The following is a 14758-nucleotide window of genomic DNA, read 5'->3' as shown; positions in this document are numbered from 1 at the left end:
ACTCAGTCCGCCGCGTCGCTGAGCAGCTTCTCCATCGCGAGGCTGAGCTGGTGCGACGTGATCGGCTTGTGGGCGACGCTGAAGCCGTGGGCGGCGGCGTCCCGCGCGCATTCCGGCCCGGTCTCCCCGGTCAGGATCACGCCCGGGATGTCGCTGCCGAACAGCTCGCGGATCTTCAGGATCGCCTCGGTGCCGACGCGGCCGCCGCGCAGCCGGTAGTCGGCCACGACGATGTCCGGCCTGCGGTCCGAGGTCCCGAGCCGGTCCAGCGCCTGCTCCGTCGATCCGGCGGCCAGGACGTCGTAGCCCCAGTCCCGCAGGATGCTCTGGAGCCCGAGCAGGACGATCGCGTCGTCGTCCACCAGCACCGCGTAGCGCCGCTCGCCCGCCGGGGACGCGGGGGCGGGCGGCGGGGGTGCCGATGCCGGACCGCCGGCAGCGGCGGCCGGGGCGACCGCCGGGGTCTCCACGGCGGCGCCGGCCGGCAGTTCGATGCTGAAGACCGACCCCCGGCCGAGGGCCGACAGGGCCTCCACCCGGTGGCCCAGCAGGCGGGCGAGCCGGTCGACGATCGCCAGCCCGAGGCCGAGCCCCTGGTTCCGGTCGCGCTCCGGGTTGCCGACCTGGTGGAACTCCGTCCAGATGTCTTCCAGGTGGTCGGGAGGAATGCCGATGCCGGTGTCCTGGACCTCGATCCGGACCGTGTCGCCGGTCCGGCGGCAGTCGATCCTGATCCGGCCCGTTTCGGTGTAATGGACGGCATTCTCCAGCAGGTTGTTCAGGATGCGGCCCAGCAAGGTACGGTCGGTCCGCACGGTGCCGCCGCAGGCGCGGATCTCGAACGACAGCCCCTTGGCGGCGGCCACCTTGGCATAGGCGCCTCCGATCCGGTCAAGCAACGGGTCCAGCGGCACGTCCTCGACGGTCGGCTGGACCGCGTCGGCGTCCAGTCGCGACACGTCCAGCAGACCGTCCAGCAGGACCTTCAGGGCGTCCAGGCCGCGCCGCAGGTGCAGGAGCTTGTCGGCCCCCTCCCGATCGGCGATGTGCGCCTTCAGGCTGTCGGCGAACAGGAACAGCGACTGCATCGGCTGCCGCAGGTCGTGGCTGGCGGCGGCCAGGAACCTGCTCTTGGCCAGGTCGGCCTGCTCGGCCACGCCGCGGGCCCGTTCGGCCTCGTCGCGCGCGGCCTGGAGCGCTTCCTGCTGCAACTTCTGGTCATGGATGTCGGTCGAGGTGCCGAACCACCTCACGACCTGCCCGGTCTCGTCCAGCATCGGCAGGGCGCGGGCCAGATGCCACCGGAACATGCCGTCGTGACGGCGGAAGCGGTGCTCGTGCTCATAGACGCTGGAGGTGGTCTGGGCGCTCTTCCAGGCCTGCCGGGTGCTTTCGACGTCGTCCGGGTGCAGGTTCTCGAGCCATCTCCAGCCGTCGGAGAAGCTCTCCTCCTTGGCGCCCAGGTAGGTCTTGAGCCGGCCGTTGACATAGTCGACGCCGCCGTCCGGGGTCGCCGTCCAGACGATCTGGGGAATGCTCTCGGCCAGGAAGCGGTAGCGGCGCTCGCTGTCGGCCAGCGCGTCGCGGGCGCGGCGGCCCTCGGTCACGTCCTGGAAATAGACGGCGATGCCGCCGTCGGGCAGGGGGAACGCCCGGACATAGAACCAGGCCCCCAGGGCCGGATAGAACTCCTCGAACTCCGCCGGGACCCGTTCCGTGGCGACGCGATGGAATTCGTGCCAGAAGGCGGTGGTGTCGGCCTCGGGCAGGACGTCCCACAGCAGGCGGCCGGTGACGTCGACGCCTCCCGTGAGCAGGGAGCGGGCGCGGCTGTTGATGAAGATGATGCGCCAGCCGGGATTGACCTCGAAGACTCCGTCGGACGTGCTTTCCAGGATGGCCGCGGTGCGCTCGTTCGAGGCCTGGGCCAGTTCCAGCTGAAGCAGGCGGCGCTCGGCGGCGCTGCGCTTCATCAGGGAGCGCGCCAGCAGCCAGCCGATCCCGAGGGCCAGCGCGACCGCCAGGATGCCGCCGCCGACCACCGCCGCCAGGGTCCGCTTGGCCGGCAGGTCGATCAGGGACGCCGGCATGCCGAGGGCTACCGTCCACCCGGTCAGGCCCGAGACGGAGGAGGCGACGTACAGGTCCTCGTTCAGCGCGTTGGTCGCGTGGAACATCGGCAGCCCGCGCCGCAGCCCGTCCAGCAGGGTCGCGTCCGGCGGGCCGCCGATGCCGGGATCTCGCGAATCCTCCGACAGGGTGCGGGCGACCAGGCTGCCGTCCCTGTCCAGGACGGCGATCCGCCATCCCGGCGAAATCCCCTGGTCCCGCAAGGCCTGGTTGATCGTCCATGCCCGCACATGGGCCGTGACCACGCGCTCGACCCCGTCGTCGCCGAACAGGGGAACGCTGACCGCGAACACCGGCTCGTCGGCCCGTGCCGGATCGGCCAACACGCCGCTGACGCGCGGCTCGCCGTAGCGGAAGACCGCCGCGATATCCGCCTCCACCCCGGCCGCCCCGGCGTTCCGGGGCACTTCCAGGCCGTCGCGGCGAACGTCCGCCTCGGCGCTGCCGTCGCGCAGGGTGAGCCGGAGAGCCATCCAGTCCGGGCGCATGGCCAGCACGCGCTCCGCCTGCACGGGAAAATCGGCGCGCCGGCGGTCCGCGGACCGGCCCGATATGGCCAGCGTCTCGAGGGTGATCCGGATCGTCATCACGCGCTCGTCGACGGTGGCGCGCGCCGCCGCGGTGGCCTGATGCATGACCGCTTCCCAGGACCGCGTCTGCTGCCGGTCGAACAGGACCGTCATGGCTGCCGCGAAGAGCACGATGGGCAGCGCGGCCGCCAGCAGCATCGTCGGAAGTCGGGCGCGCTTCATGGGTTGCGGCTGGTTCCTATCCTTTGTTGGTTAACTTGGGTAATGGCGGCGCTATCAATGATGGCACTATGATGCGCAAGTCAACCACCCTTGAATTGTATAAGTCGTGGGAACGATGATTGTGACCCGTTGCCGGCCCGGCGGGCTGACCGCGGCATTCCTGCTGATCCTTCTCGGCGCGATGCTGCCGATGGCCTCGTCCCGGGCCGGGGAGACCCTGGACCGGATCCTGGAAACGCGGGCGGTCCGGATCGGCTACGCGCCGATGCCGCCCTTCTCGTACCGCCTGCCGGACGGGCGCGTCACGGGCGAGGCCCCGGAGGTCGCCCGCCGGGTCTTCGCGCGGATGGGAGTGCGGGAGATCCGGGCGGTGGAGGTGGAGTTCGGCGCGCTGATCCGCGGCCTGAAGGCCGGACGCTTCGACGTCATCGCATCCGGCATGTATATCGTGCCGGAGCGCTGCCGGCAGATCGCGTTCTCCTCACCGACCTACCGCGCCGTCAATGATCTGGGCAGGGGGCTGGCGGTGCGTGCCGGCAACCCCCGCGACATCCACGGCTACGACGACATCGCCAGGGACCCTTCGGTCCGGCTGGGCGTCGTGGCCGGGACGGTCGAGCGGACCCTGGTCCGGGCGGCGGGCATCCGCGACAGCCAGCTCGTAATCTTCCCCGACGTGGCCGCCGCCGCGCGCGGGGTGGTGACCGGCAGGGTCGACGCCCTGGCGGCCGCGGCGCCCGCCGTCAGGGCCGTGGTGGAGCGCGATCCGAAGATCCTGGAGGTGGCGCAGCCGTTCCGGCCGACGGCCCGGCAGGCCGCCGGACCCGCCGAGCACGGCGCCTTCGGCTTCCGCAGGGAGGACGCCGATCTGGTCGAGGCGTTCGACCGGGAGCTGCGATCGTTCCTGGGCACGCCGGAGCATCTGGACGTGGTGGCGCGGTTCGGCATTTCCGCGGCCGAGTTGCCCACGGCGACCACGGCCGAACTATGCGCCCGCTGACCCGCGCCGCCCTGTGGCTTTTCTCGGTTCCCGGGAACAAATCGGCGTCCACCTCCTTCGTTCAGATTAACCGGACGAAACGGAAGGCGCCCGGCTCACGGCCTGCCGGCCCGAGCCCGGACGGAGTGCAATGACGGCGGTTACCAGGCAGGACAGGTCCCGGGACGACGACCGGGGCAACGCGGTGGAATTGCGCCCCGGCGATGCCGGGCGGCTGACGCTCGTGCTGTCCGGGGACTGGCGTATCGCGAACGGCCTTGCCGGGACGTCCGACGTCGAGGCGCTGCTCGACGGGGACCGGGTCCGCATGCTGGCCTGCGAGGACGGCGGCCTGCGGGGCTGGGACAGCGCCCTGGTCAGCTATCTGCTGAAGGTGCGCGACCTGTGCGCCGCCCGCGACGTCGGGTTCGACGCCGGAGGTCTGCCGCCGGGCATAGTGCGGCTGATCGCCCTGGCCCGCGCGGTGCCGGTCAAGGCGGACGCGGCGCGCGGCGGCGGCGCCGCGCCGCTGACGGTCAGGGTCGGGCGCGCCGTGCTGGACAACCTGCGCGGCGCCGACCAGGCGGTCAGCTTCCTGGGCGAGATCATGCTGGGGCTCGGCCGGATGCTGGTCGGGCGCGCCCGCTTCCGCCGGGTCGATTTCCTGCAGGCGATCGAGGATGCCGGGGCGCAGGCGCTGCCGATCGTCACCATCGTCTCGCTGCTGGTCGGGCTGACCGTCGCCTTCGTCGGCGCGATCCAGCTCCAGCAGTTCGGCGCGGACATCTATGTCGCCAACCTGGTCGGCCTCGCCATGACCCGCGAGATGGCCGCCCTGATGACGGCGATCGTGTTGGCCGGCCGGACCGGCGCCGCCTATGCCGCCCAGCTCGGCACCATGCAGGGCAACGAGGAGATCGACGCGCTGTCGACCATCGGCATCTCGCCGATCGACTTCCTGGTTCTGCCCCGGGTGCTGGCGCTGGCGCTGATGATGCCGCTGCTGTTCATCTATTCCTGTTTCCTGGGCCTGCTGGGCGGCTACATCGTCGGCGTCGCCATGCTGGGCCTGTCCGGCAACGCCTACATCATCCAGACCGTCGGCGCGCTGAGCATGACCGACTTCTGGGTGGGTTTCGTCAAGAGCATCGTGTTCGGCATGCTGGTCGCCTATGCCGGGGCTCTCCGCGGCATGCAGGCCGGACGCAGCGCCCAGGCCGTCGGCGTCGCCGCCACCTCGGCGGTGGTGACCTCGATCGTGTTCATCATCGTGGTCGACGCGGTCTTCGCCGTCATGACCAACCTGCTGGGGATCTGACATGAGCGATCCCGGGGCCGATCGGCCCAGTGAATCCCGGCCGGGGAAAGCCGCGCCCAGGATCACCGTGGAGGGGCTGACCATGGCCTTCGACGGTTTCGTCGTCCAGCGCGACGTCAGCTTCCAGGTGCCGACCGGCGACATCTTCGTGATCATGGGCGCCAGCGGCTGCGGCAAGAGCACCCTGCTGAAGCACATGATCGGCCTGGTCGAGCCGGCGGCCGGCGACATCCGCTACGACGGCGAGAGCTTCACCGCCGCGGACCTGGAGCGGCGGGCGGTGATGAGCCGGCGCTTCGGCGTGCTGTTCCAGAGCGGCGCGCTGTGGAGCTCGATGACGCTGGCCGAGAACGTGTCGGTGCCGCTGTCCCAGTACACCAAACTCAAGCCCGCCGAGATCGCCGAGCTGGTGTCGCTCAAGCTGGCCCTGGTCGGGCTCGCCGGGTTCGAGGACTTCTATCCTTCGGAGATCAGCGGCGGCATGCGCAAGCGCGCCGGCCTCGCGCGGGCGATCGCGCTCGACCCCGACATCCTGTTCTTCGACGAGCCGTCGGCCGGGCTCGACCCGCTCAGCTCGCGCCGGCTGGACGACCTGATCCTGGAGCTGCGCGACAGCCTGGGCGCCACCGTCGTGATCGTCAGCCACGAGCTGGCCAGCATCTTCGCCATCGCGAACAATTCCGTCTTCCTGGACGCCGAGAGCCGCACCGCGATCGACGGGGGCGATCCCCGGCGCCTGCGGGAGCACAGCCGCCACCGCTCGGTTCGGGATTTCCTGAGCCGCGGCGAGCTCGAGGAGGCCCAGCCATGAGGACGAAGCCGTTTTCCGCCGGGAGATTTCCATGAAGAGAAAGGCGAATCCACGCCTGATCGGCCTGTTCGTGCTCGGCGCCATCGCCCTGTTCGTCACCGCCCTGGTGGCGCTGGGCAGCGGCATCCTGAACCAACGCCTGGCGCCGGCGGTGATCTATTTCGACGGATCGGTCAACGGGCTGTATGTCGGGGCGCCGGTCAATTTCCGCGGCGTCCGGGTCGGCTCGGTGACCCGGGTGGACCTGGTGATCGACAGCCAGGACCTGACCGCCCGCATCCCGACCTATATCGAGTTCGACCGGGACCGGATGAAATGGGCGGGGCTGCCCGATGGCGAGCAGCCGGACATCAGCTACGAAACCATGGTCGAGCGGGGGTTGCGCGCCCAGCTCGTCTTCCAGAGCTACGTGACCCAGCAGCTGATGGTCGAGCTGGACCTGCTGCCCGACACCCCGGCCACGCTGGTCGGCGGCGATACCGACGTGGCGGAGATCCCGGCGATCCCGTCCACCCTGGACGTGGTCCGGCGCAACATCGAGCAGCTGCCGATCCAGGACATGGTCGCGACGGCGATGAACACCCTGACCAACGTGGACAAGCTGCTGTCCTCGCCCGAGATCGGCGAGGCCCTGGCGGCCATGGCCGGCGGCATGCGCGAGTTCGAGACCACCATGGCCGCGGCCCGCAGCACCTTCACCACGGGGTCGGACACACTGGCCCAGGTGCAGCAGGATCTCCAGGCCACCATGGCCGAGCTCCAGGGGCTGGTCGGCACCGCCAACCGGGAGTTCGGGCCGCTGGTGACGTCCCTGCGCACCACGTCGGAGAGCGTCGAGCAGGCGGTATCCCAGGCCCAGACGATGCTGGGCAACACCAACGAGCTGGTTGCCCGCAACTCGCCCGTCCGCTCCGACCTGGAGACGTCGATGCGCAACCTGTCGCTGGCCTCGCGCTCGCTGCGCAGCTTCGCCGAGACGCTGGAGCGCAATCCCAACGCCCTGCTGCTGGGGAGATAGACCATGAGACGCTTTCGACTGGGATTGCTGGCGCTGCTGGTCCCGCTGGTGGCCGCCTGCGCCGCGACGCTGCCGCCCCCCGACCTGCATGTCCTGAGTTCCCTGCCGCGCGAAGCCGCGACCGGGCCGGGATCGCCGGCCGCCGCGCGTGGCCCGGCGGTCGGGGTCGAGCAGGCCAACATTCCCGAATACCTGGACCGGCCGGAGATCGTGACCCGGTCCGGCGCCAACACGATCCAGGTCAGCCAGGGCGACCGCTGGGGCCAGCGGCTCCAGGGCGACGTCACCCGCGTGGTGGCTGACAACCTGCGGGGCCTGCTGCCCAGCGACAATGTCTTCGTGCTGCCGCTGCGCCGGCGCGAACAGCTGACCTACACCGTCACCCTCGACGTCACCTCGTTCGAGCGGGACGCGTCCGGCGACGCCGTGCTGAACGCCTACTGGAGCGTGCTCGACGCGCAGACCGAGGCGGAGCGGGCGGGCGCCCGGGCGCGGTACGTCGAACCGGTCGAGGGCGAGGGCATCGAGGCAACCGTCGCCGCCATGAACCGGGCGCTGAACGCGCTGAGCCGGGACATCGCCGCCGGGATCAGACGGGCGTCGGCCCGGAAGTGAGCGGGCGGGGCCGGCGTCATTCGGCGAAGCGGATCCGGATCGCGAGGCCGGGGTCGTGCTCGACCGAGACGCCGGCGCCGATCTGGGCGGCGAGGGCGCGGATCAGGATCATGCCGATGCCTCCCTGGTCCTCGCCCCCGGCGGCCCGCGGCATGCCGACGCCGTCGTCGGCGAGCAGCAGTTCCGTCAGCCCGTCGGGGTGTGCGGCATCGGACAGGCGGCGCAGCCTCACCCGCACCGTGCCGTCCCGCTCCCCCGGAAAGGCGTGCTTCAGGCTGTTGGAGATCACCTCGTTCGCGATCAGGCCCAGGGGGATCGCGGTATCGAGGGTGCATTCCAGGGGATCCGCCTCGATCAGGATCCTGACGCGGTCGTGCCGGCCGTGCAGGTCCATGAGGCCGCGGCACAGCTCCTCGATATGGGCGGCGAGGTCGATCCGGGAGAGGTCGGGCGAGGTATAGAGCTGCTGGTGGATGCTGCCCATCACGCTGATCCGCTGGCTGACCGCGTCCATCCGCTCCCTGGCATGGCCGTCGGCCAGCTTCGACTTCTCGATCTGGAGCAGGCCCCACAGGCTCTGGAGGTTGTTCTTGACCCGGTGGTGGATCTCGCGCAGCAGGGTCTCCTTCTCCTCCAGCGCCGCGGCGAGCGCGCGCTCCGCCTTGCGGCGTTCCTCGATCTCCCGGGCCGCGACGTCGGCCGCGTGGCGGGCCTCGATCTCGTGCATCACCATGGCGGCCAGATCCCGCAGGATCGCCTTCTCCTCGTCCCCGAAATCGTGCCGGGGAACGTTGTCGATGACGCACAGGGACCCGAATGCCAGGTCGCCGGAGGTCCGGAGGGGCACGCCCGCGTAGAACCGTATGCCGGGATCGTCCGTCACCAGCGCGTTCCGGGCGAACCGCTCGTCCTGGAGCGCGTCGGCGACCACCATGACGTCGTCCTGGAGGATGGTGTAGGAGCAGAAAGCCAGGTCGCGCCCGGTCCACGGCGTGTCGAAGCCGTGGCGCGACTTGAACCACTGCCGGCTTTCGTCGAGCAGGCTGATCAGCGAGACCGGGGTGCCGAGCATCCGGGCGGCCAGACGTGTCATCCGGTCATAGGCGGCCTCCGGCGGCGTGTCGAGCAACGCGTAGCGCCGCAGGGTTTCAAGCCGTTTCGGCTCGTTCAACGGCAGCGGAGGAACGATGGCGGGAAAGCCTTCGGTTTCGGAGCGCTTCCGGCCGGTGCATGGCGGATGGATCATTCAGACACAGGGATGACTGTTTGGACCCCGACTTTCTCGAGCCTTTCAGGGGCCTTATGATCATCATCAGGTAACATGAAACCAAAAAGCAACCTAGAGAAAGGTTGGCGCTCCTATGTTAACACCCTATGGTTATAGTATGAAAGTTCGGCGCGTTCTTTTGCCGCTCCGGGACGATCCGCTCCCGGCTTTCCAGAAAAGCTTCCAATTCCCCTTAACCGGCGTTTAACGGCATCATGCTACGAGGGTAGCGCCGTCGGCGGTCCGCGCCGCGGCTGTTCCATGCCGCATTCAGGACGATGTTTGGGAGATGAGCGAAGCCTCGGCGACCGGTAAGCCCTGGAAGAAGCGTCTGCTTGCCTGGTGGGAAGGCTATGACCTGCCCGAGGGCAAGGCGGACGCAGCGCCGGAACCGGCGGCAGCCGCGCCGGCCGCTCCCGCGGCGCCCAGGCCGGCGATGCCCGGCGTCAATTCCCGCTTCGGCAAGCCGCTCTGGTCCGCGACCCGGGTCGGCGTGGTCGAGAAGCTGTGGGGCGAAGGCTTCACCTCGCCGGGGGGCGAGGACTACATACCGGACCTGGTCAAGCCGCTGGGGCTGAACCCGGCGATGAGCGTGCTCGACCTGGCGGCCGGCCTGGGGGGTGCTGCGCGCAAGATGGCGGCCCAGTACGGCTGCTGGGTCACCGGGCTGGAGCCGTCCCCCGTCCTCGCGAAGGAGGGGATGGAGCGCTCGGTCAAGGCCGGCATGGCCAAGCAGGCGACGGTCACCCATTACGACCCCGAGAATTTCCGGCATCCGAAGCGGTTCGACTGCATCTTCGCCAAGGAGGCGTTCTTCTGCATCAAGGACCGGGAGAACCTGTGCGACGGCATCGAGATGAGCCTGAAGCCGCGCGGGCAGCTCCTTTTCACCGACTATGTCTTCGAGAAGGACGAGCCGCGCTCGCCGGCCGTGAAGGAATGGCTGGCGAAGGAACCGCTGGAGCCGTTCCCGCTGACGGTCGCCAAGACGGTCAATTCGCTCCAGCAGCGCAACCTGGACATCCGCATCACCGAGGACGTCACCGACGCCCACCGGGTGCTGATCCTGGCCGCCATCCAGTCGCTGACCGAGTTCCTGGAGAAGCACAGCATGGACCAAGAGACCAAGCTGGCGGTGGTCGAGGAGGTCGAGCTCTGGGCGCGGCGCGTCGCCGCACTGCAGGGCGGGCTGCGCATGTACCGCTTCTTCGCCCTGAAACTGGCCGACGGGTCAGAAGGCTGACCCGGGGGTCGGAAGGCTGACCCGAAAACGGCGCGCAAACACAGGCGCTTGTTGACATCGGGCCTTGCGCTCCATATTTTCCGCCGCTCTTGTGACTTACCCTCCTGGGACTGTGAACCATGAAGATCGTGAACTCGCTGAAATCCATGAAGACCCGGCACAAGGCCTGCCGCGTGATCCGCCGCAAGGGCCGCGTCTATGTCATCAACAAGCAGAACCCCCGCTTCAAGGCGCGCCAGGGCTGAGCGTGCTGAAGGGGAGAGCCCGTATCTCCGGGGGGTGACCGCGCCGCAGTTTCGGCGCGGTTTTGCTTTTCAGGGGTGGTGAAAACCCGCAGGATCCTTTCTTCAGGGCCTCTTGTTCGGCCAAGTGGTGATACCACTTTACATCAACGCGACGATTTTCCAATGTGCGCGCGATGAAATGCCGCCGCCGACGAGGCGCGGCCGAGGGACAAGAGACCGGCATCGGCTGTTGCCGCTGTACGGCCCCGTCCGCTGGAGGAGGAAACACGGCATGATCAAGATGCCCACGCCTGACGCTTCGGTGCTCGCCCGCCGGGCGGAGATCGTCAATGCTCTGAGGGCCATCGTGCCGGGCGAAGGCGTCATCGTCGAACGTGACGAGATGCGGGTTTACGAGACCGACGCCCTGACGGCCTATCGCCAGCTGCCCATGGTGGTCGTCCTGCCGACCACGACCGAGCAGGTCTCCCAGGTCCTGAAATACTGCAACGAGCTTGGGATCAAGGTCGTTCCCCGGGGAGCCGGCACGTCCCTGTCCGGCGGCGCGCTGCCTCTGGCCGACGGGATCATCCTGGGCCTGGGCAAATTCAACAAGATCCTGGACATCGACTACGCCAACCGGACCGTGACCGCCCAGCCCGGCGTCACCAACCTGGGCATCACCACCGCGGTGGCGCACGAGGGGTTCTATTACGCCCCGGACCCGTCGAGCCAGATCGCGTGCACGATCGGCGGCAACATCGCGGAGAATTCCGGCGGGGTCCACTGCCTGAAATACGGCCTGACCACAAACAACGTGCTCGGCATCGAGATGGTGCTGATGAACGGCGACATCGTCCGGCTCGGCGGCAAGCACCTGGATGCCGAAGGCTACGACCTGCTCGGCATCATGACCGGGTCGGAGGGGCTGCTGGGCGTCGTGACCGAGGTCACCGTCCGCATCCTGCGCAAGCCGGAGACGCTGCGCGCCGTCCTGATCGGATTCCCGAGCAGCGAGACCGGCGGCAACTGCGTGGCCGCCATCATCGCGGCCGGCATCATTCCCGGGGGCATGGAGATGATGGACAAGCCGGCGATCCACGCGGCGGAGGAGTTCGTCCACGCGGGATATCCGCTGGACGTGGAGGCGCTGCTGATCGTCGAGCTGGACGGGCCGGAGGCGGAGGTCAACCACCTGATCGGCGAGGTGGAGAAGATCGCCCGCGACTGCGGCGCCGTCTCGGTCCGGGTCAGCGAGTCGGAGGACGAGCGGATGGTTTTCTGGGCCGGGCGCAAGGCGGCTTTCCCCGCCGTGGGCCGGATCAGCCCGGACTATCTGTGCATGGACGGGACGATCCCGCGCAAGCAGCTGCCGCTGGTCCTCAACCGCATGACCGAGATGTCGGAGAAGCACGGGCTTCGGGTCGCCAACGTGTTCCACGCCGGCGACGGCAACCTGCACCCGCTGATCCTCTACGATGCCAACAAGCCCGGCGAGTTGCAGGCGGCGGAGGATTTCGGCGCCGACATCCTGAAGCTGTGCGTCGAGGTCGGCGGCGTGCTGACCGGCGAGCACGGCGTCGGGGTCGAGAAACGCGACCTGATGACCCACCAGTTCACCGAGATCGACCTGAACCAGCAGCAGCGGCTGAAATGCGCCTTCGACCCCGAAGGGCTGCTGAACCCCGGCAAGGTCTTCCCGCAGCTCCACCGCTGCGCCGAGCTGGGCCGCATGCATATACACCGCGGGCAGATCCCGTTTCCCGACCTCCCGCGCTTCTAGGCCCGGCATGAAGACACATCTGAAGCCCACGGACGCGGACCAGGCCCTGGAGGCCGTCCGCTGGGCCATTTCCGAGGAAACCCCGCTGGAGCTGGTGGGGAACGGCAGCAAGCGGGCGCTGGGGCGCCCGTTCCAGGCGACCCACACGCTCGACCTGTCGGGCCTGACCGGCGTGACCCTGTACGAACCGGAAGAGCTGGTGCTGTCCGCCCGCGCCGGGACCCCGCTGGCCGAGCTGGAAGCCCTGCTGGCCGAGAACCGCCAGCAGTTCGCCTTCGAGCCGACCGACTTCGGCCCGCTGCTGGGCGGCGAGGCCGGCCGCCAGACGATCGGCGGCGTGGTGTCCTGCAATCTGGCGGGGCCGCGCCGGGTCAAGGCGGGCGCCGTGCGCGACCATTTCCTGGGGTGCCAGGCGGTCAGCGGCCGCGGCGAGGCCTTCAAGGCCGGCGGCAGGGTGGTCAAGAACGTCACCGGCTACGACCTGCCCAAGCTGGTGGCCGGCGCCTACGGCACGCTGACGGTGCTGACCGAGGTCACGCTGAAGGTGCTTCCGGCGCCGGAGGTCACCCGCACCGTGCTGGTCCGCGGGCTGGACGACACGGACGCCATCCGGGTGATGGCGCTGGCCCTGCAGAGCCCCTACGAAGTCGCCGGCGCCGCCCATGTGCCGGCGTCGCTGGCGGGCGGGCTGGGCGTCGAGGAGTTGGGCACCGGGGGATCGGACGCCGCGGCGACCGCGATCCGGCTGGAGGGTTTCGGCCGGTCGATCGAGTACCGCGCCGGCAAGCTGCGCGATCTGCTCGGCGGCTTCGGGACGGTGGACTTCCTGGACCGCGAGCCGTCGCTGGCCTTCTGGGCCGCCCTCCGGGACGTCAAGCCGTTCGTTGCCCAACCGGAACGGCTGGTCTGGCGCCTGTCGGTGCCGCCCGCCGACGGTGCCCGGGTGGTGGCCGACATCAAGCGGCGGCTGCCCGGCTCCGACGCTTATTTCGACTGGGGCGGCGGCCTGATCTGGCTCGCCGTCGATCCCGGCGCCGAGGCGGCCGGGCAGCACGCCGTGCGCGGCGCGGTCGGCCTGGGCGGAGGATCGGGCGGCGGCCACGCCACGCTGATCCGGGCGCCCGACACCGTCCGCGCGTCTTCCGACGTGTTCCATCCCCAGCCGGCACCGCTGGCGGCCCTGTCCGCCCGCGTCAAGGAAACCCTGGACCCCAAGCGCATCTTCAATCCCGGCCGCATGTACGCCGGGGTCTGACGCAGAGAACCGCCATGCAGACCAATTTCTCCCTCGCCCAGCTCGCCGACGCCGATGTCCGCGAGTCCGAAAAGATCCTGCGCGCCTGCGTCCATTGCGGCTTCTGCACGGCGACCTGCCCGACCTATGCCCTGCTGGGCGACGAGCTGGACAGCCCGCGCGGCCGCATCTACCTGATGAAGGACATGCTGGAGAACGACAAGCCGGCGACCGAGCAGGTGGTCAAGCATATCGACCGCTGCCTGTCCTGCCTGTCCTGCATGACCACCTGTCCGTCCGGCGTGCATTACATGCACCTGGTCGACCATGGCCGCGCCCATATCGAGAAGACCTACCGCCGTCCGGCGGCGGACCGGCTGATGCGCAGGATGCTGGCGACGGTCCTGCCGCGTCCGGGCCTGTTCCGCATGGCGCTGATGGCCGCGCGGGCGGGAAGCCCGGTCGCGGGCGTCCTGCCCGCCAAGCTGAAGGGCATGCTGGCCTTGGCCCCGAAGCGGATTCCCGGCCCCAGCGCCGTGGACAAGCCGCAGGTGATCCCGGCCGAGGGCGCGCGGCGCAAGCGCGTCGCGATCCTGAACGGATGCGCCCAGCAGGTGCTGAACACCGCTATCAACGAATCCACCGTCCGCCTGCTGACCCGCCACGGCGTCGAGGTGGTGGTGGCCAAGGGGGCGGGCTGCTGCGGCGCCCTGAACCACCATCTGGGCCAGACCGACAGCAGCCACGGCTTCGCCCGCGCCAACATCCTGGCCTGGACGCGGGAGATCGAGCGGGGCGGCCTGGACGCCATCGTGATCAACACGTCCGGCTGCGGAACGACCGTCAAGGACTACGGCTTCATGTTCCGGGAGGACAAGGAGCTGGCCGACAAGGCGGCGCGCATCTCGGCCCTGGCGAAGGACGTCACCGAGTTCATGGCCGAACTGGGCCTGGGCGAGCCGGTGGTCGAGACGGGGCAGGTGGTTGCCTACCATTCCGCCTGCTCGATGCAGCACGGACAAAAGATCAAGACGCCGCCGCGCGCCTTGCTGGGAGCCGCCGGGTTCCAGATCCGCGAGGTGCCGGAGGGGCACCTGTGCTGCGGCTCGGCCGGCACCTACAACCTGCTTCAGCCCGAGATCGCGACGAAGCTGCGGGACCGCAAGGTCCACAACATCGAGAGCACCAAGCCCCAGGTGATCGCCGCCGGCAATATCGGCTGCATGACCCAGATCGGGTCCGGCACCGGCATCCCGATCGTCCATACGGTCGAGCTGCTGGACTGGGCGACCGGCGGCCCGCTGCCGGAGGCCCTGAAGGGCAACCCGGCCTTCGTCACGCGGCCGAAGGCGGCCCCGCAGGTCCAGGCGGCGGAGTAGCCGGG

Annotated in this window: 12 protein-coding genes; 10 read left to right on the top strand and 2 right to left on the bottom strand. The window is 69.5% G+C overall.

Annotated features, from left to right (window positions below):
* Nucleotides 1-2 precede the first annotated feature (2 nt).
* Entirely contained in the window at nucleotides 3-2882 is a 2880-nt protein-coding gene (locus JL101_RS22055) for a hybrid sensor histidine kinase/response regulator (RefSeq protein WP_203096292.1), read from the bottom strand.
* 115 nt (nucleotides 2883-2997) lie between these two features.
* On the opposite strand from JL101_RS22055, the gene ehuB reads away from it, so the two are divergent.
* From ehuB to JL101_RS22030, 5 genes are all read left to right on the top strand, one after another.
* Entirely contained in the window at nucleotides 2998-3882 is an 885-nt protein-coding gene (ehuB, locus tag JL101_RS22050; protein WP_203096294.1) for an ectoine/hydroxyectoine ABC transporter substrate-binding protein EhuB, read from the top strand.
* A 130-nt stretch (nucleotides 3883-4012) separates the two neighbouring features.
* Entirely contained in the window at nucleotides 4013-5179 is a 1167-nt protein-coding gene (locus JL101_RS22045) for an MlaE family ABC transporter permease (protein ID WP_203096296.1), read from the top strand.
* A 1-nt stretch (nucleotide 5180) separates the two neighbouring features.
* On the top strand, nucleotides 5181-5990 hold the full coding sequence (locus tag JL101_RS22040) for an ABC transporter ATP-binding protein (RefSeq protein WP_203096298.1): 810 nt from the start codon (nucleotides 5181-5183) through the stop codon (nucleotides 5988-5990).
* 31 nt (nucleotides 5991-6021) lie between these two features.
* The gene (locus tag JL101_RS22035) at nucleotides 6022-7008 is read left to right on the top strand and encodes an MlaD family protein (protein ID WP_203096300.1); all 987 of its coding nucleotides are present in this window, start codon (nucleotides 6022-6024) and stop codon (nucleotides 7006-7008) included.
* 3 nt (nucleotides 7009-7011) lie between these two features.
* Nucleotides 7012-7623 (top strand): PqiC family protein, encoded by a 612-nt coding sequence (locus tag JL101_RS22030; protein ID WP_203096302.1) that lies wholly within the window; start codon nucleotides 7012-7014, stop codon nucleotides 7621-7623.
* A gap of 16 nt (nucleotides 7624-7639) precedes the next feature.
* On the opposite strand, the gene JL101_RS22025 is transcribed toward JL101_RS22030, so the two are convergent.
* Entirely contained in the window at nucleotides 7640-8869 is a 1230-nt protein-coding gene (locus tag JL101_RS22025; protein WP_203096304.1) for a sensor histidine kinase, read from the bottom strand.
* Between the two features lie 310 nt (nucleotides 8870-9179).
* Here JL101_RS22025 and JL101_RS22020 point away from each other — a divergent pair, with 310 nt between their 5' ends.
* The 5 genes from JL101_RS22020 to glcF all read left to right on the top strand — a co-directional run bounded on the left by JL101_RS22020 (nucleotide 9180) and on the right by glcF (nucleotide 14753).
* Nucleotides 9180-10133: a methyltransferase domain-containing protein gene (locus JL101_RS22020; RefSeq protein ID WP_203096306.1), complete on the top strand. Its 954-nt coding sequence runs from the start codon at nucleotides 9180-9182 to the stop codon at nucleotides 10131-10133.
* Between the two features lie 119 nt (nucleotides 10134-10252).
* Entirely contained in the window at nucleotides 10253-10378 is a 126-nt protein-coding gene (gene ykgO, locus JL101_RS22015; RefSeq protein WP_012973122.1) for a type B 50S ribosomal protein L36, read from the top strand.
* A gap of 274 nt (nucleotides 10379-10652) precedes the next feature.
* A complete protein-coding gene (locus tag JL101_RS22010; RefSeq protein ID WP_203096600.1) occupies nucleotides 10653-12140 on the top strand; it encodes an FAD-linked oxidase C-terminal domain-containing protein in 1488 nt (495 codons plus the stop codon).
* Between the two features lie 7 nt (nucleotides 12141-12147).
* Nucleotides 12148-13395 carry a glycolate oxidase subunit GlcE gene (gene glcE / locus JL101_RS22005; RefSeq protein WP_203096308.1) on the top strand — a complete coding sequence of 416 codons (1248 nt, stop codon included), beginning with the start codon at nucleotides 12148-12150 and terminating at the stop codon, nucleotides 13393-13395.
* Nucleotides 13396-13409: 14 nt separating this feature from the next.
* The gene (glcF, locus tag JL101_RS22000) at nucleotides 13410-14753 is read left to right on the top strand and encodes a glycolate oxidase subunit GlcF (RefSeq protein WP_203096310.1); all 1344 of its coding nucleotides are present in this window, start codon (nucleotides 13410-13412) and stop codon (nucleotides 14751-14753) included.
* The last annotated feature ends 5 nt before the right edge of the window (nucleotides 14754-14758 follow it).

This window comes from Skermanella rosea (assembly GCF_016806835.2).
Lineage (GTDB): Bacteria > Pseudomonadota > Alphaproteobacteria > Azospirillales > Azospirillaceae > Skermanella > Skermanella rosea.
Note: the sequence above shows the minus strand (reverse complement) of the source record. Positions and strands in the feature narration are given on the sequence as shown.